This is a genomic window from Halopseudomonas salina (assembly GCF_014637955.1).
GTDB lineage: Bacteria > Pseudomonadota > Gammaproteobacteria > Pseudomonadales > Pseudomonadaceae > Halopseudomonas > Halopseudomonas salina.
The window spans coordinates 98,935-117,109 of sequence record NZ_BMFF01000009.1; the positions used below are offsets into that span (position 1 = coordinate 98,935).

The following is an 18,175-nucleotide window of genomic DNA, read 5'->3' on the forward strand; positions in this document are numbered from 1 at the left end:
CAGCTACATCAACTGCCGCCACATGATTCGGCTGAAACTGCACTGCCCTGAACCTGCGACCAGTTCCAACGTGTTTGTAGACTGGCTGTAATTGAATTCCTTGCCACAGTAGATATTCTTGCAGCTGGCATCTGCCGGGTCGCATACGCAGTCGTCCACGCTGGGGTCACAGGGGCAGAATTCCACCGAAGGATCACAACTACCCGTCGCCAAGGGATTGGCCGGGGCAAGTGGCTTGATGCGCGGCAGCTCCAATACGATCAGATCACCGGGTAGCCCCCCGGACAGGTTTACGCCTGCGCTCAACGGATCCCGGGAATCCACCAGCCCATCACCATCGCTGTCCAGGGTTGCCACCGGTAGCATCCCTCCGGAAAAGCTGTCAATCGACATCAACCAGCCGGCACCGGCACTAACGCAGGGGTCCGCGCCGGGCATGATCAGTCCTGTATTGAACAGAACCCGCCCCCCACGCGTTACGATATTGCGGGTTACACGCTCCCCCGTGGGGTTGCCGTATATCAAAGGCAGGTACCAGCCATTGGTTGAATACCAGTTCACGCGGTGCGAACTCAGCGTGCGCACCTTCCGGCCGCCCGCGGTCGTTTCGCTCAGAATGGCCTGGGGCTGCAGGCTACCGGAGTCCAGATTGCCGGTTGCACCCGGCTTGTCCAAGACTGCGTAGAAAGCCTGTACATCGGTGTCCAGGCGGTCAGCCGCCTCAAGAAACTGACCGGTACCAAACAACACCAGCTTCCCGCCTTGGGGATGATCCAGCAATACAGGCCGGGTAGTAATTGGTTGCTCGGGACTGACGGCAATGCCGGCACGAAACAGAGGGTCTCCGGCAAATGCTACCCGCCAGTCAACGGGAGGGCCTGCAAGATCGAATTTCCACAGCCTGCCTTGCAGATCGCCTGCGTAGGCGGCTACGACCTGGCCGCTGCCATTGGTAGCCACCCGCGGAGCCGACAAGCCGTTACCACTGGCAGGATCGGCAGCGCCGGCAGCCAGGCTTTTAATCAGACTTCCATCAGCCAGATCGATTACATAGAGCTCGGGCTGCCCGGCGGTATTGCCATAACCATTACCGGCGACTGCCACCCAACGTCCATCCAACTGGGTAATGACCGCTTCACCGTAAACATGGCCAAGGTTGGCATAGCCAGAAGTCGTCGGGCCGATCTCCCACAGAGCGCCCAGGGCGCCGTTTCCTGCGCTCTGATCATACAACCGGATGCCGGTCAGGCCTTTGCCGCCTGCACCGTAGCCTGCTACAGCCATAGTGGTCCAGGTACTGTTCAATACCGCATCTCCGACTACTATAGGGCCATCCATGCCCGACTGATGACCGTTACGAACCAGGTCCACGCTGGCTCTGGCACCTAAACCTTCCTGCAATGCGGCGGGCAGAAAGGCCAGTCGATGCGCGCCGTCACGGGCTGCCAACACATGTACGAAGCCGTCATTGGCGCCAGCAAGCAGCGATGAGACCATATTCTGATGCTTGTCCGCCCTGTAGGCCGCGTAGCCTGTATGGCTGCTGGACGCTAGCGCCTCGCCGGCGCGCGCCAGTACCAGTGAGGAGTTCACCACATCCCCCATTAGCCGCGTGCGGATGCGATAGCCTGGAACAGCCTGCCCCATACTCCAGTCCAGCAGATCCTGGCCGCTGTTGGAGCCCGAGGCGAGGTCCAGTACAGCCTTCTGCGCCGGGCCCAGGCCCGAATAGGTATTGCCGCCCAACGGAACAACCGCGCCCTGGTTCGCGCCCGAGGGCAACCTCCATGTCTGGAAAAGCGCATTGCTGTTTGCGGTGACGGTAGTGTCAGTTGACCAGATACGAGCCCCGGCACTCCCGTCACTGTCGATCCCATGGGCTTCCACCGCTCCGCTCCAGTCAGAGGGATCATAAAGGGAACGATAGAACCGCGAACCAGAAGCCAGCTCCGGTCCACTGGCAACGCTTGCCCCGCCGGAGGCCGAGGTCGAGTTGATTTCACCCAGTGCGCTATTCAGCGCCCTGTCGAGCTCCTGCCGATTGGCCGCGGTATAATAGCGACCACCACCCAGCGTCGCGGCGCGCTGCAGGTTGGCATCGTTGAGCGCAAAGCCCACCGTAAAGGTACGCATATTCTGTATCGCGAAGGCAGGATCGTCCCAGTCCATGCCCGCCAGGTCGGTCGAGACTCCACTGCGGCCGGCGTTGCGCATATCAACGTCAAACGCGAATCTGGCAATATCATCCAGGTAAAAGGTGCTTCCCTCATCACTCGGATCAGTGCTGTTTACATCTCCTGCCCCATCCCAGTCAGGTAGATTGATACTGCCGACCACGCCTGGATTATTGATATCGGGTTCAGTTCCAATATCAACTGGAAACTGGCTGTCATAGGTAGGCAGGCCATCGGTAATGACCAGGCCGAAGTTTTGCTGGCAGCGATACTCCACGGGGCTGACGAATTGCTGACGATTGGCCGCGGGCGTGGATTGCGGATAGAACGCGCGTAGCCCTCGCAAGTAACGGGTCATCTCATAGTAGGTCTCAGCAAGGGGCGTATAGGTGTATGGCGCAGACGCGCGGGGATTGATGTTGTCGAGGCGGTTGATAAGTGTGGTGAACCGGGCCGCACCAGAGGCGGTACCCGGAGCGATATCGCCCACCTCAACCAGCAGCTCGCCGCCTGGCGCATCGCGAGCGGCTCCGCTACCCACAGTGTCTCGAAATCCGAACAGTCCAAAACGCACCTGGCGATTATTGATTATTACGTCCTTGGCCACATCGCGGGCGATAGTCAGCCGCGTCTCGTTGCCAACACGGTTGAGTACCATGCTGGAGGAGTTGTCGAACAGCATCAGTACGTTGGGTGCAACAGCCGGGGCAGATAATATCGGCCCGCTGAGCGGATTGAATGCCGCCTGCGCCGGTAGTGCCAGGAAAATACCGGCGAAGACTCCCGACACGATGCCTGATACCAGGCGGCGCGGCTCAGACCGAATAATGCACATAGACACTCTCCAATACAGTCCGGGTGGGTCCGCTGAAGGTCACCACGACTATGCGGTACAGGTTGCCAGCGCCCTCATAGGGTGGATTTCTGTTCGCCGTATTGGCCGGCGCAAGGGTTTCACCCAGGCTGGTGATGCGATACCAGACCTGCATGTTATTGGTCGCGGCTGAGGTGGGTATCTGCACCCACCCAGCGCCTGGCGCGCCGGTCGAATCCAGATCGAACGCTGCATCCGGCGTATTGCATGTCACGCCAGCGCAAGGGTTGGGCAACGGCTTGTTGTTGTCGGCCGCCTGCGCCAATTGCCGCTGAATGTCACGCAGTGCGGACTCAGCTGCCTGCAGGCTGTCGGTCTTGAGCTTCAGATTGCCAGCCATACGTTCCTGACTGGTTGAAGATCGAATACCTGCCACACTCACCAGCGTAAGAAGCAAAAGAAACACCAGGCTGACAATCAGTGCCGATCCCTGCTGGTGCGGTGATCGTTTCCCTTTCATAGAGCAATGCTCCCGGTTTCAGTCAATCGTGTTACGGATGGCCACCACCTGTTTGACATTCCGCGCCTGGACGCTGCCGTTGGTCGGTGCCGACGGGTTATCGCTAAGCTGCCATTGCAGGTTGACGCTGCGGATGCGACTGCCATCGACTCCCGGTGCTGCAGCCACATAGCCTCCACTGATTCGGGTATCAGCCGCGGTTGCGGCCAGCCCGAAACTCACCTTCAGCTCGGCTACATTGTCGATCAGCGTCTGAAAGTTGCCTGCACCGTTGCTGCGTACCTGAATCGCATTTTTGCTGAAGCGGTACTCCATTTGCCGCAGCGGAATTACGATGTCTCCAGGCCGCACGACCACCGGCCCACCGGCAGAGAGTCGAAGGTCGCCAGTATCCCTGCAGTTGGTTACGATCAGCCAGTTGGCACCGTAATCACCGGGACTGCGCGTTTGTTGTGCAGTAAAGTTTTCGTGGTTCGGCACTGCCGTCACCAGCTTGAGGATGCTGGCACCCGCGCCATTGGAATAGCTGATGGGGTTGTTGAAGGCAGGGGGTATGCTGTTGCTGATGCTCGCCGGCAACCTTTGAAGGTCCACGCAACCGAACATGCTGACCATGCGCAGTTCGCGGCTCAGCCGACTGGTAACATAGCGGGCATCTTCGCTGAGGCCGGCCGCCGTGCGCTGCATCACAAACGTCTGTTTGCTGGCGATGAATACCTGCACTACCCCGAGCACCAGCACCAGGCCAAGCGTCAGAGCGATGAGCAACTCAATCAGCCCAAAACCCCGCTGCAGGGAAACCTGTATGCGTCTCATCTGATCACCGAGGAGACAACCAGGGTCGTGTCACCTGCGTTCGCCATTATTCGCGCCTCGGACCAGGAAATGGACACTGTCACTCGCCCACCGGCAATCACAATACTGGCGGTAGCCGAGGGCAACTGACAGGTAACTGCCTGGGTGAAATCTGCCATATCCTGCGCTGCAACATTGACCCCGCCTAGATTTGGCGAGCAAGCCCCGGTAACTGATGCGGCCGCATAACTGCCTAGCGCCGAAGGATTGGCCCGAATCCGATCAAGAACATCACGGGCGATCAGGGTAGCCCGGGTAGCATGATCAGCGCTGGCGCTATAACGGATGGCATTGAGCTGGAGTGATGCCGCGCCGAGCACCCCAACGGAGAGGACCAACACGGCAATCATCACCTCCAGGAGGCTGACCCCGCGCTGGTGGAGGCGCACCGTATTACTGCGCTGACACGCAGGGAGTTGCTCCCTGCGTTTTCCGGTGATCCATCGTAATGGCTTCCCAGCCTGCATGACCATCTCCTTGAGATCAGTCGCTTCCTTCACTGCAGCGATGCATAGGCCGAAAAGCCTACACCGGACCATGTGCCGCTGATATCGCCCGGTCAGGTGAGATAAAAGTTGCGCAATCGCGCAGCAGAGCATCGACCGCGGTGATGCGATACCGTTCCGGGCGAGGCCGCCGATGGGGTAAAATACGAATTTGCCGGAGGTAGCTGAATGCCGTACTTGAGCGAATTTCTGTTGGTGGCTGCGGCCCATCTGCTGGCCGTCATGAGTCCCGGACCCGATTTTGCGGTCGTGATACGTAACAGCGTTGGTATCGGACGCAAAGCAGGAATCCTGACCGCCCTGGGCGTGGGCTGTGGCATTACCCTGCACGTAGCATACTCACTGCTGGGCATCGGCCTGGTTATTTCCCAGTCGCTCTGGCTCTTCAACCTGATGAAGCTGCTGGCAGCCGGTTATCTCATTTATATCGGCGTCCGTGCATTGGGGGCCAGGCGCATGGGCACGGACCCTGCGGCCCTGAACACGGCTCCCATGTCAGATCGCCGGGCATTTACCAACGGGTTCATTACCAACGGCCTGAATCCCAAGGCAACGTTGTTTTTTCTGTCATTGTTCACTGTCGTGATCAGCCCAGGCACCCCTGTTGCGGTGCAGGCAGGCTACGGCGTGTACCTGGCAATCGCTACCGCAGCCTGGTTCTGCATGGTCGCAGTGCTCTTCAGTCAGGCCCGCGTACGCAGGACGTTTGTTCGCTTGGGACACTGGTTTGATCGAATCATGGGCGCGGTGCTGGTGGGGCTGGGCCTGCACCTGGCGCTTGGAGAGTGGCTCGGGCTGGGCACCCGGCCACAATGAGATATTTCAGGCTTGCCTGGGCTCGTTTTCACACCAGCTAGCCAGGGTTTCCACCCACTGCGGATGATCATTAAGACAGGGAACCAGCACCAACTCCTCCCCACCTGCCTCGATGAACTGCTCCCGGGCCCGGTCACCGATTTCCTCGAGGGTTTCGATGCAGTCGGATACAAACGCCGGGCACATTACCAAAAGACGTTTGACCCCCTGCTCCGCCAGCTCGTCGATCCGAGCCTCGGTGTAGGGCTCAATCCACTTGTCCTTACCGAGACGAGACTGGAATGCCAACGACCACTGATCATCACGCAAACCCATGCGGGAAGTGAACTCCCTGGTCACGGAAACGCACTGGGCACGATAGCAGGTCGCATGGGCTGGCGAGGGGCGGTCGCAACAATCTGGAAAAGCCAGGCAGTGCGATCCGGTTGGGTCTGCCTTGCGCAGATGGCGTTCCGGCAAACCGTGGTAACTGAACAACAGATGGTCAAAGCCCTGTTCCAGGTGCGGCTGCGCGCTGGCTACTAGAGCATCGATATAACCAGGTTTGTTGTGGAAAGCAGGCACTATGGTCAGTTTCAAGTCGAGCTTGTGCTCGGCGACTACCCTTTGCGCCTCTTTAATCGAGGTCGTGGTAGTACTATCAGCGTGCTGCGGGTACTGAGGCATGAATAGTACCTCTTTGATACCCGGCTTTGCCGCCAGCGCCAGTAAGCCATTCTCGATGGAAGGCTCGCCGTAGCGCATCGCCAACTCCACCGGCATGTCCAGGCGTGCTTGCAGAGCCTTCTGTACCCGCCGGCTAATTACCACCAAAGGAGACCCATCCTCCCACCAGATGGAGGCATAGGCCTCCGCCGATTTTTTCGGGCGCAGCAACAGGATCAGTCCCACCAGCAGCCGTCGCAGAGGCCAGGGAAGGTCGACCACATAGGGATCCATAAGGAACTGGTTGAGATAACGGCGCACATCGGCCACATCGGTGCTGGCGGGGGAACCTAGGTTGGCAAGCAATACCGCACGATCAGACATCGACAAAATACTCCTTCAGGATTTGATCACATCGGCCAATGCGGCCTGCAGATGTGTAAAGTGAAACCGGTAACCGGCTTCTTGTATTTTTTGTGGCAGGGCATTCTGACCGGTCAACAGCAAACGGGACATTTCCCCCAGTCCCAACTTCAGCAGGGGGGCCGGGAGCGGTATGACTGCCGGACGACCGAGAACGCTGCCGAGGGTCTTGACGAATTCGCGGTTGGTTGCCGGATTGGGCGCTGTCGCATTGAACGGCCCCTTACAGGCGGCATCTTGCAACAGCAACATTATAATGCCGACCATGTCATCGCGGTGCACCCAGGGCATGTATTGCTTGCCTGATCCAATAGGTCCGCCTAGACCCAATTTGAATGGCGGCAGCATGCGTTGCAAGAACCCACCCCCCGGCGCCAGCACCAGGCCTGTTCGCAGCAGACAAACGCGTACTCCGTGGGAGGCCGCACGCCTGGCCGCGGACTCCCATGCATCGCACAGCGTGTGGGTGTATTCCACCTGAGGGCTACTGTTCTCAGTAATGGTTATGGATCCGCCATCCCCGTACCAGCCCACCGCTGATCCGCTGATCAACACCTCCGGCTTGGCTGACCGCTGGCCAAGCCAGGCAACCAACTCCTCGGTCAGGGTCACACGGCTGTCCCAGAGCATCTGTTTGCGCTTTTTGGTCCATGGCCTGTCAGCTATCGGCGCTCCAGCCAGATTGACGACGGCGTCGATCTTTTCATTTCCAACTTCCGACAATTGGCGCACACCGCGGACTGTCGCGCCACAAATTCGAGCTACCTGTTGGGGCTGACGACTGAGCACGGTTACCTGATGATCTTGCGCAACCAACTCTTTGCTCAGCGCGCTACCGATCAACCCGGTACCGCCCGTAATGAGTACGTGCATTATGTGGACTCCATGCCTGAGGGTAAGGATTTCCCGTCGCTTTCAGCGCATCAGCACCGCAAGTGGAGCGACGCCTGGCAATTTGTCTGCTGTTCTAACAAGACCATAGTCCAACCAGCCTGGACTGGCACGATCGCCTTCTAACAATCTTCCTAGTAACAGGCAGGGGCGGATGAAAGCTCCTGATCAATAACTCAATGCTATACAACTAAAATCTAATGTACAACTTTTGTTGAAGAGCCTGACTGATACACATAAACTGTGAACCTACTTTTCGCTCACCACGAGACACGCTTCATGACTCACATGTTCAAAATCGCAATTATCGGCGCGGGTATGGCGGGGCTCAGTGCGGCCAGTGCGCTTACCGAGGCAGGCCACAGTGTAGTCCTCTTTGACAAGAGCCGTGGCAGCGGTGGCCGCATGAGCACGAAACGAACCGAATCGGGTGATCTGGATATGGGCGCACAGTATTTCACCGCCCGTGATCACCATTTCCGTAACGCGTTACAGACCTGGATCGCCAATGGCTGGGTAGCTGAATGGACCCCCCGCCTGTTCCTACGCAACGAGGATAAGCTCAGCGAGGCACCTGACGACCAGCAGCGTTATGTCGGATTTCCGCGGATGACGAGCCTTTCCCGCGGTTTGCTGGAAGGCCTGGAGCTCGTGAGTCAGACTCGTATTGATAGCCTGGAGCAGGATTCCGACAATCGTTGGGAGCTTAAAGACGATAACGGCACAGTACACGGGCCATTTGATCGCGTAGTTGTTGCCACTCCTGCGCCACAGGCAGTGCCACTCCTGGCGGCCGCCGGCCACCTCGAACAGGCAGCTTCACAGGTTGCCATGCAACCCGGTTGGACTCTTGCTCTGGCTTTCGCCGAACCTCTCGACACTGCCGTGGAGGCCTGCTTTGTCAGGGTCGGTGCTCTGGACTGGATTTCGCGCAACAGCAGCAAACCAGGGCGCCAGGGCCTGGATACCTGGGTTCTGCAATCCAATCCACGCTGGGCCATGGGCAACCTTGAGACTGACAAGACAGAAATCAAGCGACATCTGCTTGGGGAGTTTGCTGACGTTCTGGGTATCGATGTTCCGCAACCGGTTTTCGAGCATGCTCACCGTTGGCTGTATGCCCGTTCCGAGGGCGCTTGCAATTGGGGGGCCCTGGCAGCACCGGAAAAGGGCCTATATGTCTGTGGTGACTGGTGCCTCGGGGGCCGGCTGGAAAATGCGTGGCTGAGTGGGCGGCAGGCAGCCCATACGCTCATGGGACGCAAGTGAACCGGATCAACCCGGAAAAGCTGACGCTGTCCAAGTGGACAGCGACTCGTCCGCAAAACCGGGAGAAGCACTTTGTCGTAATCGGCTGCCAGCGTGACGAGGAAGACAATATCACCACGGTCGAAATCGAAGCAGTGCTGACCCGGCGCAGCGACATACTGCCCTGGCAAGATCTACAGGACTCCGACAAGTGGCGTATGGGCTGGAATTAAAAAACAGTTCGTCACAAATACTTGTACAACCTTAGAAGTTATGTACACTATTTCCTATACAGCCCCTACACACTGTACAAGGAAATAGTGCCATGTACGTGAGATTCCACTCAATCATTATCGCTGCGGCCTCCCCCGACTCAAGGGGACTGGCATGACCGCGGGCGAAATGATCCCTATCAGGGAAGTGTGCAAAGCCACCGGGGTCAACCCGGTCACCCTGCGTGCCTGGGAACGTCGGTATGGGCTTATAACCCCTCATCGCACGGAGAAGGGGCATCGGCTCTACACCGAGGCGAACATTCGCCAGATCCAGGACATCCTCCTGTGGTTGAGTCGCGGCGTCACCGTCAGCCAGGTAAAACCATTACTCGATAACCCGATACCTACCGAAAATGACCTGGATTCGCCTTGGGGTGCCCTGCGGCAAACCTTGCTCGAGGCCATCATTGCCTTTGATGTGGCAGTGTTGAACCAGCATATTGATCGCGCATTTCGTCTCTACAGCACGGCAGAGCTCTGCATCAATATGCTCGAGCCCGTGCTACTGCAGCTGCAGCAGCGCTGGCAGGGTCAGTTCGGCAGCCAGCTGGAAGAGGTCTTCTGCAACAGCTGGCTACGCACCAAGCTGGCCGTTGCACTGGAACAGGGTAACGCCAGAGCGACCTGCGGGCCGGTTATACTCGCCAGCCTGTCGGATGAGCATTGCGAGATGGGGCTGTGGCTGTTGGCGCTGATGTTGAGCGCAGATGGTTACCGCATCGATATTTTGGAGTGGGATGTTCCAGCCAGTGAATTATCCTTGTTCAGTGATCAGCGTCTCCCCGTGGCGCTGGTCCTGTTCAGCAGTCAGGCATTATCTGGGGCTCAGTTGCGCAGGCAACTGCCACGCCTTGGGCAACACCTGCCGAACATCCTGATGATGGCTGGTCCTGCGGCAATGATTCACGCCGATGAACTGAGTGAGCTCGACATTCACACCCTGCCCGAGCGCGCAACATTGGCCTATGGCGCGCTGGTCGAGCGATTGGGAGCAAGATCATGAGCGACAATCAATTGTACTGGCTGCGAAATGATCTGCGCATACGCGACAACCATGCACTCTGGCATGCTTGCGACAAGGGCAACGTGATCGCCGTCTGCCTCATTACCCCTGATACCTGGCAAGACCATGATGATGCCGGGGTAAAAATCGATTTCTGGCTGCGTAGCCTGAGAACTCTGAAGGCAAGTTTCGACGAGCTCGGCATTCCTCTCCGAATCGTTCACTGCAAGCGCTTTTCCGACTCACCCCAAGCGTTATTACAGCTGGCCCGGGAAACAGATGCTCAGGGTATCTTCTTTAACGACGAATACGGCATTCATGAGCAGGATCGCGATGACGCCGTCTCCGAGGCCTTTGCTGATGCCTCACTCACCTGCCATCGCTACGCCGATCAGGTCCTGTTCATGCCCGGCTCCCTGCGAACCCAGGAAGGCAGCATGTACAAGGTCTTCAGCCAGTTTCGCAAGCAAGCTAACCAACGCCTCCACGACAGTCTTCCAGAGTGTCTGCCGGCGCCGAACAGGCAAACACTGTCCGGTGTTACCTCAGACACCGTTCCCGAATCGATTCCCGGCTTTGCCCCAGCCAGTAAGGAACAGCAGGAGACCTGGCCAGCCGGCGAGCAGGCTGCAAACTCACGCCTGAAGCTATTCGCAGAAGAGATCCTTTTTGACTACAAGGACTTGCGCGATCAACCTGCAGTCGATGGCACCAGCCGCCTATCAGCCTACCTGACCATCGGCGTGCTCTCTGCACGCCAATGTCTGCACGCAGCCGTTGCAGCCAACCAGGGGGAGCTCGATAGCGGCAATCCCGGTGCTGTAGCTTGGGTAAGCGAACTGCTCTGGCGGGAATTCTACAAGCACATTCTGGTTTGCTACCCGCGTGTCTCGCGCAGCCGCGCCTTCCGCCCGGAAACAGAGGCCGTACCATGGCGCGACGATCCCGAAGGCCTGGCGGCATGGCAGCAGGGCCGAACAGGAATTCCCATTGTCGACGCCGCCATGCGCCAGTTGCTGGCCACAGGCTGGATGCATAATCGTCTGCGGATGATCAGCGCGATGTTCCTGACCAAGAATCTGCTGATCGACTGGCGCGAGGGCGAGAGCTGGTTCATGCGCCATCTGATAGATGGGGACCTGGCGTCCAACAACGGCGGCTGGCAGTGGAGTGCGTCCACTGGAACCGATTCAGCACCCTACTTTCGGGTATTCAATCCGGTTACGCAGTCTCAGCGCTTTGATCCCGAAGGCCACTTCATACGTACCTGGATTCCGGAACTGCGCGACCTCGATGCCAAGCAGATACATCAACCACCGGCGGGTGACCTGTTTGGCACAGCGGATTATCCGCGCCCGATCGTTGATCTGGGCGATTCGCGCAAGCGTGCAATAGCCGCCTTCAAGAGTCTGGGAGACCAATCATGAGCAGCGACTTTCCAACCCGCTTCGCCCAGATATTCGCCAGCCTGGACAAAACCAACTTGAGTCGTGTGGGTGAGATTTATACCCCCGACGTGCATTTCACCGACCCATTGCATGAAGTGCATGGCCTGCGAGCCATGCAAGCGTACTTCGGGGAGCTGTATGCCAACGTTGAGGATCTGCAATTTGAATTTCATCAGTGCCAGTCAGTCACAGAGGGTCAGGGGCTATTACGCTGGACCATGACCTACCGGCATCCGCGGCTGGCGGGCGGTGGTCCGATCAGCGTCGAGGGCTGCAGCTGCATCTATTTCCGTGACGACCTCGTATATCGGCATATCGACTATTTCGACGCCGGCGCGTTGCTTTACGAGCATGTGCCGCTGCTTGGCAAGATTATCCGCTGGCTCAAAGGGAGGCTCGCATGAGCACCAAGAAACGTATCTGGTTGACCGGTGCATCCAGCGGCATTGGTCGCACCCTCGCAGAAAAACTTGCAGCTCAGGGCCATCTGCTGGCGCTCAGTGCACGCAGCGCAGAGCCACTGCAGGAAATGGCTGAGCGCTTTCCAGGCCAGATTCTCGTGCTTCCCGCCGACCTGACCGACGCTGCGGCAGTCGCCGCGGTAGGCCAAACCATATCGCAGGAATGGGGCGCCCTGGACTGGGCCATACTCAACGCAGGCAATTGCGAATATGTGGATGTCGATCAGTTCGAAGCGGCAATGTTCGAACGCGTCATGCGTATTAACGTGCTGGGCACTGCCAATTGTATACAAGCCGCGCTGCCCTTGCTGCGCAAGGGTGCTGAGCCCCGGCTGGTTGGTGTCGGCAGCAGCGTGACTTTTTGCCCACTGCCACGCGCCGAGGCGTACGGGGCTTCCAAGGCAGCGGTACGTTATCTGTTCCAGGCCCTGGAGCTTGATCTGGCTCGCTGGAATATCGGCGTGACGCTGGTCAGTCCGGGTTTTGTTGAAACTCCGCTGACTGCGCAAAATGACTTTCCCATGCCGATGCAGGTCACCAGCGACAAGGCTGCTGATACGATCATCAAAGGCATCCATAAAGGCAAGCGTGAAATCAGCTTTCCCGGTCCGTTTATCGCCGTATTGAAACTTCTTGGGGCGCTACCCAATGCACTGCGCTTTGCGCTGACCAAGGGCATGGCCCGTGACGCTGCACAGAGGAATGACGCCTGATGCGTATTGCCATCATCGGTTCCGGCATCTCCGGTCTGGTATGTGCCCACATCCTGGGGCGCCACAACGAGATCACCGTCTTCGAGGCAGCCGACTGGGTTGGCGGCCACACGCATACCGTTGACGTGGAAGTTGCCGGTAGGCAATACGCGGTTGACACCGGCTTTATCGTATTCAACGACTGGACCTATCCGAACTTCATCAAGTTGATGGACCAACTGGGTGTGGGCTCACGCCCCACCGAGATGAGCTTCTCCGTCAACGAACCTTCCAGTGGTCTGGAATACAACGGCAACAACCTCAACAGTTTGTTTGCCCAGCGGAAAAATCTTATATCCCCCGGCTTCCTCGGCATGGTGCGCGACATCCTGCGCTTTAACCGCGAGGCCGCCAGGGATCTCGACAGTGGAGTGATAGCGGCTGATATCACGCTTGGCGAGTATCTGAATGCCAAGGGCTATGGCCAGCGCTTTACCGACCATTACATCATCCCCATGGGCGCGGCCATCTGGTCGATGTCACTGGCTGACATGCTGGCATTTCCCCTGCAGTTCTTTATCCGGTTTTTCCGCAATCACGGTCTGCTTTCCGTCAGCGACAGGCCACAGTGGCGGGTAATCAAGGGGGGCTCAAGCGCTTACATCGAACCGCTGACGGCTACGTTCAGGGATTCAATACGCCTTAATTGTCCGGTAACCAGCATCCGTCGCGACGACGACGGCGTGACCGTCGTCAGCCCCCGTGGCGAGGAGCGCTTCGACAAGGTCATTCTTGCCTGTCACAGCGATCAGGCCCTGGATCTGCTGGCAAAGCCCACGGAACAGGAGCGGTCAATTCTCGGCGCCATCGGCTATGCCGATAACGACGTGGTCCTGCACACCGATACCCGCCTGCTACCCAAACGCAAACTGGCCTGGGCGAGCTGGAATTATCGCCTGGGCAAGGATCGGCAGCAGCCTGCGGCCGTGACCTACAACATGAATATTCTCCAGGGCATTGAATCCGATACCACCTTTTGCGTCAGTCTGAATCAGACTGAAGCCATCGATCCCGCCAAGATACTGCGTCGGTTCACCTATGCGCATCCCCAATTCAGCCTCGCCGCTGCAGCTGCACAGGCACGCTGGAGTGAGCTTGCCGGTGCCAACCACACGTTCTTCTGTGGCGCCTACTGGGCCAACGGCTTTCACGAGGATGGCGTCGTCAGTGCTCTGCGGGTAACCACTGCGCTGGGCGAGGGACTCGATAATGCTCAATAGCGCCATGTACAGCGGCATCATTCGCCATCGCCGACACGCACCGAGAAAGCACGCTTTTCGCTACCGTATCAGCATGCTGTGGCTTGACTTGCAGGAGCAGCCACAGGTGTTTGGCATGAGCGGCTTGTGGTCAGGCCGGTGGTGGTCGCCCATGCGATTCCGCGAGAGCGATTATCTGAATATGCATCGTCGTGAAGGCGAACTTCTGGCAGATACCGCCCGCCGCCTGGTACGCGAGGAGCTAGACCTGACTCTTGCCGGTCCGGTGCGCATGCTGACTCAGGTGCGCAGCTTCGGCATGCTGTTCAATCCGGTGTCCTTCTACTACTGCCACGACGACGACAATCAATTACGCGCCATCATCGCCGAAGTATCCAACACCCCCTGGCGCGAGCGTTTTTGCTATGTCATGGCAACCGATCCGGCTCAGGCAGCCCAGCAGTTCGAGCTGAACAAGGCATTTCATGTATCACCTTTCCTCCCCCAGGAGCTCAGGTATCGCATGCGCTTCACCCTGCCCGGTGAAACCCTGCTGGTGCACATGGAAGACTGGCAGGCCGAGTCACGCCTTTTTGATGCAACTCTGACCCTGAACCGACGAGCCCTGAGCCCACACATGCTCCGTAACGAAGCCCTGTCGTTTCCCTTCATGGTTGCCAAGACGGTCGCTGGTATTTACTGGCAGGCATTGCGCTTGGCGCTCAAACGCATCCCTTTTTTCGATCATCATGCACCGCGGCACAACACCGTGGGCACTACCGCCATCAAGGCAAAGGAGCATTACGATGAAGAACACCAGGCCTGACGCAGCCGCCTGCTGTGATTCAACCAAGTCCGATGTCCACGAGCGGACCATGGCGCTGATGGGCGACACTCGCAATATCGACGCGCAAGACAAGACCCGGCGCAATTGGATGGTGCGTCTCAGCCGCGGCTTGGTGCTGAAACAGCTTGGGGCGATCAACAGGGGAACGATCACCGTGTACGACGGAGACGAGGTGATGCAATTTGGTCAACCTGACACCGATGGTCTGCATGCCGATATCCATGTACACAACCACGCGGCCTATCCAATGATTGCCTCAAACGGCAGCATCGGCTCAGGCGAAGCCTATATCAATGGTTTCTGGACCACCCCGGACCTGACCTCCGTGACCAAGATCTTCGTGCGCAACCTGGATGTGCTCGACGGCATGGAAAAGGGTCTGGCGCGCCTCGGGCGGCCTGCACTCAAGGTATTGCAATGGCTAAACCGCAACACGCTCTCCGGGGCCAGACGTAACATTCAGGCTCACTACGACCTGGGCAACGACCTGTTCGAGAACTTTCTCGATCCGACGATGATGTACTCGGCCGCCATTTTTCCGCCCCAGAGCGACAGCCTCGAACAGGCACAGTTACATAAACTGGAGCGTATCTGTCGCAAACTGGAGCTGAGTGCCGAGGATCACCTGCTGGAAATCGGCACCGGCTGGGGCACGATGGCGATCTACGCCGCTCAGCATTACGGCTGCAAGGTCACCACCACTACGCTTTCCAAGGAACAACTTGCCTACGCCAAAGCCAGGGTCGAGGAGCTGGGGTTACAGGACCAGGTGACCCTGCTGTTGCAGGATTACCGCGAGCTAACAGGCTCCTATGACAAACTCGTCTCGATCGAGATGGTGGAAGCTGTGGGTCATGAGTATTTCAGAACCTACTTTGAAACCTGTGCCAAGCTGCTGAAACCCCACGGCATGATGCTGCTCCAGGCGATCACCATCCGCGATCAGCGATATGAGCAAGCCAAAAGCAGCGTCGATTTCATTCAGCGCTATATCTTTCCCGGCGGATCCCTGCCTTCTGTGAGCCTGATCGGCGAAATCACACGCAAACACACCGACCTGTCGATGCTGCATCTCGAAGATATTGGTACCCACTACGCCCGGACGCTACGCTTCTGGCACGAGAATCTGAAGACTGCCCGAAGCCACCTGGAACAGCTGGGGTATGATGATTACTTCTTCAGGCTATGGGAGTTCTATCTGTGCTATTGCGAAGGAGGCTTCATGGAAAGGTCCATTGGCACGGCGCAGATTCTGCTGACCAAGCCGGAAGCTCGGCCGCAGTTGAACCTCTTCAGCCTCGGAGCCTGACATGCAGGAAAAAACGCCCCTGACCAAACTGATCGCCAATGCAGTAATGTTTCAGATCGGCTGGTTTGCCTGCGTGCTCGGAGGGACCGGGCCCTGGCTGCTGATACCGGCAGCAGTGCTGTGCATCCATTTTTTCTGGATCAGCTCCTGGGCTGCTGAAGGTAAGCTGGTGGTCTCTGTGGTACTTGCCGGCGCTGCCGTCGACTCTTTTTTAATGCAGGTAGGCGTATTTGATTTTCCCGGAAATTCGAAACTGGTGCCTCTATGGCTGGCGGTGCTCTGGGCAATGCTGGCCATTACCCTGAATCACTGCCTGGCCTGGACAGCTCGCCCGGTGTGGCTTGCCTGCCTGCTTGGCGCCGTGGCCGGGCCGGTGTCCTATTTCGCCGGGGCGGCATTGTCTGATGTGCAGCTCCCGCTGGAGCAGTTCTGGACATTCCTGATACTGGCGGCGGTATGGGCTGTGGTTTACCCCTTGATGCACGGGTTTGCGCACATTTACCGACAGCAGTTCCTGATCAGGCAGATGGCCCAGAAGCACTGAGCGGCAGCTCCCGAGTCGGGAACTGCTCAGCCAGGACAGCTTCAGATTGCCATGCGGTAGTAAAGCGCAACCTTGTTGATCCCCTGATTGGGCTCTTTCAGGCCGGCGTTGGAATAATGATAAAGCCGAATGCCCGCCTGGGTTCCGGAATCAAACCGGAGCCCGGCGCCAATCAGATCCTCGAACTGGAAAGCCGAACCCAGATCCCGGTCCGCTTCCTTGAACTCGGTCTCGGAAAACACGGCAGCGCCAATTCCCGCCTCAATGAAGGGGATGGGCCCCGCCCCCTGGCCAAACCGCATCTGGAATATCGGTGTTATGGATGCGGAGGTGGCATTCTCGCCGCCCCAACGAGTAATCCCTGCATCCCAGTACCCCTCGAGCTGAACACTACCCGAGTCGCTTTGCCAGATCGGCTTGCCAAAATCAAATTGCATACCCAAACGATAAACCATGTCCGAACCGGACGTCTGGCCCAGCTCGGCGGTCAATCCTCTCTCAGCGAGCGCCGGTTGAAAAGCCATCGCGCCCAGTATTGCCGAGCCAAGCCACAGTCTGCATTTTTTCATTTTCTATTCCTGGATAATTATTCCTGGATACTTCTACATTAGCCCATAAAACGCCCACAAAGTCGGAGCACATGACTTTGTCACCTCAGAAGGGCAACAGTTCCACACCGCCCGGTTCACCCCAAAGGGTCGGCAATACGCGGCGCAGAGCCTGCGGATCACCGCTGGACCAGAATTGGCAGGGCAGGGCCGGGCCAGCTGCCGTCATTTCCAATGTAGCCAAACGTGCCTGCAACTGCCTGGCTACGGCAGCTCCCGTGTCGATCAGGGTTATACCGGCTGGCAGCACAGACTGCAGCGCAGGCCGCACATAGGGATAATGCGTGCAGCCAAGGATCAGTGTGTCGCAACCAGCTGCCAGCAAAGGCCGAGTAAAGCCCCGCAACAGATCAAGAACACGGGGGCTGTCCAGCTCGCCCTGCTCAATGTACTCGACCAGCCCCGGGCACGGCTGGGTTATCACCCTGACCGAGCCGGCGAACCTGTCAAGCAATGCCGCGAAGCGAGCGCTCTGCAGGGTACCCGTGGTCGCCAGTACTCCTACGACGCCCGTACGGGTAGCCCGAGCCGCAGGCTTGACCGCCGGCTCCATGCCAATGATCGGAAGATCATGGCGCTCACGCAGGTCAGCGACCGCAGCCGCGGTCGCCGTATTGCAGGCAACCACCAGTGCCTTGGCGCCCCGGCCCAACAGAAACTGGGCGATGCTGCGACTGCGTTCGCGTATCTGCTCCGATGTTTTTTCGCCGTAGGGTACGTGACCGCTGTCAGCGACATACAAAAGCGATTCATCAGGCAAGGTCTGACGAATTTCCCGCAGCACCGAAAGCCCGCCTACTCCTGAATCGAACACTCCAATGGGCGCATTATTCATCA

At 58.2% G+C, this 18,175-nt stretch carries 19 protein-coding genes; 11 read left to right on the top strand and 8 right to left on the bottom strand.

Annotated features, from left to right (window positions below; genetic code table 11):
* Window positions 1–3 precede the first annotated feature (3 nt).
* Genes IEV54_RS16415 through pilV form a run of 4 tightly spaced genes read right to left on the bottom strand, consistent with a single transcriptional unit; the run spans window position 4 to window position 4,830 of the window.
* Complete coding sequence (locus IEV54_RS16415) at window positions 4–3,009, bottom strand: PilC/PilY family type IV pilus protein (protein ID WP_150279171.1); 3,006 nt, start codon at window positions 3,007–3,009, stop codon at window positions 4–6.
* The gene (locus tag IEV54_RS16420; protein WP_150279170.1) at window positions 2,990–3,508 is read right to left on the bottom strand and encodes a pilus assembly PilX family protein; all 519 of its coding nucleotides are present in this window, start codon (window positions 3,506–3,508) and stop codon (window positions 2,990–2,992) included. The genes IEV54_RS16415 and IEV54_RS16420 overlap by 20 nt, the downstream gene beginning before the upstream one ends.
* Window positions 3,509–3,526: 18 nt before the next feature.
* Complete coding sequence (locus tag IEV54_RS16425) at window positions 3,527–4,324, bottom strand: PilW family protein (protein ID WP_150279169.1); 798 nt, start codon at window positions 4,322–4,324, stop codon at window positions 3,527–3,529.
* Entirely contained in the window at window positions 4,321–4,830 is a 510-nt protein-coding gene (gene pilV, locus IEV54_RS16430) for a type IV pilus modification protein PilV (protein WP_188434488.1), read from the bottom strand. The genes IEV54_RS16425 and pilV overlap by 4 nt, the downstream gene beginning before the upstream one ends.
* A 207-nt stretch (window positions 4,831–5,037) precedes the next feature.
* On the opposite strand from pilV, the gene IEV54_RS16435 reads away from it, so the two are divergent.
* The gene (locus IEV54_RS16435) at window positions 5,038–5,685 is read left to right on the top strand and encodes a LysE family transporter (protein WP_150279167.1); all 648 of its coding nucleotides are present in this window, start codon (window positions 5,038–5,040) and stop codon (window positions 5,683–5,685) included.
* Between the two features lie 6 nt (window positions 5,686–5,691).
* Here the strand turns inward: IEV54_RS16435 and hemH are convergent, their stop codons facing one another.
* Window positions 5,692–6,714, bottom strand: coding sequence for a ferrochelatase (gene hemH / locus IEV54_RS16440; RefSeq protein ID WP_150279166.1), 1,023 nt, complete (start codon window positions 6,712–6,714; stop codon window positions 5,692–5,694).
* A 15-nt stretch (window positions 6,715–6,729) separates the two neighbouring features.
* Complete coding sequence (locus IEV54_RS16445; protein ID WP_150279165.1) at window positions 6,730–7,626, bottom strand: TIGR01777 family oxidoreductase; 897 nt, start codon at window positions 7,624–7,626, stop codon at window positions 6,730–6,732.
* A 306-nt stretch (window positions 7,627–7,932) separates the two neighbouring features.
* On the opposite strand from IEV54_RS16445, the gene IEV54_RS16450 reads away from it, so the two are divergent.
* From IEV54_RS16450 to IEV54_RS16495, 10 genes are all read left to right on the top strand, one after another.
* The gene (locus IEV54_RS16450) at window positions 7,933–8,913 is read left to right on the top strand and encodes an NAD(P)/FAD-dependent oxidoreductase (protein ID WP_150279268.1); all 981 of its coding nucleotides are present in this window, start codon (window positions 7,933–7,935) and stop codon (window positions 8,911–8,913) included.
* A complete protein-coding gene (locus IEV54_RS16455; RefSeq protein ID WP_150279164.1) occupies window positions 8,910–9,125 on the top strand; it encodes a TIGR02450 family Trp-rich protein in 216 nt (71 codons plus the stop codon). The genes IEV54_RS16450 and IEV54_RS16455 overlap by 4 nt, the downstream gene beginning before the upstream one ends.
* Window positions 9,126–9,279: 154 nt before the next feature.
* Entirely contained in the window at window positions 9,280–10,170 is an 891-nt protein-coding gene (locus IEV54_RS16460; protein WP_150279163.1) for a MerR family transcriptional regulator, read from the top strand.
* Window positions 10,167–11,597, top strand: a complete 1,431-nt coding sequence (phrB, locus tag IEV54_RS16465; RefSeq protein WP_150279162.1) for a deoxyribodipyrimidine photo-lyase — start codon at window positions 10,167–10,169, stop codon at window positions 11,595–11,597. Before IEV54_RS16460 ends, phrB begins: the two co-directional genes overlap by 4 nt.
* Window positions 11,594–12,022 carry a nuclear transport factor 2 family protein gene (locus tag IEV54_RS16470; RefSeq protein WP_150279161.1) on the top strand — a complete coding sequence of 143 codons (429 nt, stop codon included), beginning with the start codon at window positions 11,594–11,596 and terminating at the stop codon, window positions 12,020–12,022. The genes phrB and IEV54_RS16470 overlap by 4 nt, the downstream gene beginning before the upstream one ends.
* Window positions 12,019–12,792 carry an SDR family NAD(P)-dependent oxidoreductase gene (locus IEV54_RS16475; protein WP_150279160.1) on the top strand — a complete coding sequence of 258 codons (774 nt, stop codon included), beginning with the start codon at window positions 12,019–12,021 and terminating at the stop codon, window positions 12,790–12,792. Before IEV54_RS16470 ends, IEV54_RS16475 begins: the two co-directional genes overlap by 4 nt.
* Window positions 12,792–14,051 (top strand): NAD(P)/FAD-dependent oxidoreductase, encoded by a 1,260-nt coding sequence (locus tag IEV54_RS16480; protein WP_150279159.1) that lies wholly within the window; start codon window positions 12,792–12,794, stop codon window positions 14,049–14,051. The genes IEV54_RS16475 and IEV54_RS16480 overlap by 1 nt, the downstream gene beginning before the upstream one ends.
* The gene (locus IEV54_RS16485; RefSeq protein WP_150279158.1) at window positions 14,041–14,856 is read left to right on the top strand and encodes a DUF1365 domain-containing protein; all 816 of its coding nucleotides are present in this window, start codon (window positions 14,041–14,043) and stop codon (window positions 14,854–14,856) included. The genes IEV54_RS16480 and IEV54_RS16485 overlap by 11 nt, the downstream gene beginning before the upstream one ends.
* A gap of 58 nt (window positions 14,857–14,914) precedes the next feature.
* Window positions 14,915–16,186: a class I SAM-dependent methyltransferase gene (locus tag IEV54_RS16490; protein WP_150279267.1), complete on the top strand. Its 1,272-nt coding sequence runs from the start codon at window positions 14,915–14,917 to the stop codon at window positions 16,184–16,186.
* A gap of 19 nt (window positions 16,187–16,205) precedes the next feature.
* On the top strand, window positions 16,206–16,730 hold the full coding sequence (locus IEV54_RS16495) for a DUF2878 domain-containing protein (RefSeq protein WP_150279266.1): 525 nt from the start codon (window positions 16,206–16,208) through the stop codon (window positions 16,728–16,730).
* A 41-nt stretch (window positions 16,731–16,771) separates the two neighbouring features.
* Here the strand turns inward: IEV54_RS16495 and IEV54_RS16500 are convergent, their stop codons facing one another.
* Together IEV54_RS16500 and murI are read right to left on the bottom strand one after the other, a co-directional pair.
* The gene (locus IEV54_RS16500; protein WP_150279157.1) at window positions 16,772–17,299 is read right to left on the bottom strand and encodes an acyloxyacyl hydrolase; all 528 of its coding nucleotides are present in this window, start codon (window positions 17,297–17,299) and stop codon (window positions 16,772–16,774) included.
* Between the two features lie 85 nt (window positions 17,300–17,384).
* A complete protein-coding gene (murI, locus tag IEV54_RS16505) occupies window positions 17,385–18,173 on the bottom strand; it encodes a glutamate racemase (protein ID WP_373286456.1) in 789 nt (262 codons plus the stop codon).
* Window positions 18,174–18,175 lie beyond the last annotated feature (2 nt).

Coding starts and splice junctions, on each gene's coding strand:
- IEV54_RS16470 (WP_150279161.1), top strand. CDS start 11,594: ATGAGCAGCGACTTTCCAACCCGCTTCGCCCAGATATTCGCCAGCCTG.
- phrB (WP_150279162.1), top strand. CDS start 10,167: ATGAGCGACAATCAATTGTACTGGCTGCGAAATGATCTGCGCATACGC.
- IEV54_RS16425 (WP_150279169.1), bottom strand. CDS start 4,324: ATGAGACGCATACAGGTTTCCCTGCAGCGGGGTTTTGGGCTGATTGAG.
- IEV54_RS16500 (WP_150279157.1), bottom strand. CDS start 17,299: ATGAAAAAATGCAGACTGTGGCTTGGCTCGGCAATACTGGGCGCGATG.
- IEV54_RS16415 (WP_150279171.1), bottom strand. CDS start 3,009: ATGTGCATTATTCGGTCTGAGCCGCGCCGCCTGGTATCAGGCATCGTG.
- IEV54_RS16435 (WP_150279167.1), top strand. CDS start 5,038: ATGCCGTACTTGAGCGAATTTCTGTTGGTGGCTGCGGCCCATCTGCTG.
- IEV54_RS16475 (WP_150279160.1), top strand. CDS start 12,019: ATGAGCACCAAGAAACGTATCTGGTTGACCGGTGCATCCAGCGGCATT.
- IEV54_RS16490 (WP_150279267.1), top strand. CDS start 14,915: ATGGGCGACACTCGCAATATCGACGCGCAAGACAAGACCCGGCGCAAT.
- IEV54_RS16450 (WP_150279268.1), top strand. CDS start 7,933: ATGTTCAAAATCGCAATTATCGGCGCGGGTATGGCGGGGCTCAGTGCG.
- IEV54_RS16420 (WP_150279170.1), bottom strand. CDS start 3,508: ATGAAAGGGAAACGATCACCGCACCAGCAGGGATCGGCACTGATTGTC.
- IEV54_RS16485 (WP_150279158.1), top strand. CDS start 14,041: ATGCTCAATAGCGCCATGTACAGCGGCATCATTCGCCATCGCCGACAC.
- hemH (WP_150279166.1), bottom strand. CDS start 6,714: ATGTCTGATCGTGCGGTATTGCTTGCCAACCTAGGTTCCCCCGCCAGC.
- IEV54_RS16460 (WP_150279163.1), top strand. CDS start 9,280: ATGACCGCGGGCGAAATGATCCCTATCAGGGAAGTGTGCAAAGCCACC.
- murI (WP_373286456.1), bottom strand. CDS start 18,173: ATGAATAATGCGCCCATTGGAGTGTTCGATTCAGGAGTAGGCGGGCTT.
- IEV54_RS16445 (WP_150279165.1), bottom strand. CDS start 7,626: ATGCACGTACTCATTACGGGCGGTACCGGGTTGATCGGTAGCGCGCTG.
- IEV54_RS16480 (WP_150279159.1), top strand. CDS start 12,792: ATGCGTATTGCCATCATCGGTTCCGGCATCTCCGGTCTGGTATGTGCC.
- pilV (WP_188434488.1), bottom strand. CDS start 4,830: ATGCAGGCTGGGAAGCCATTACGATGGATCACCGGAAAACGCAGGGAG.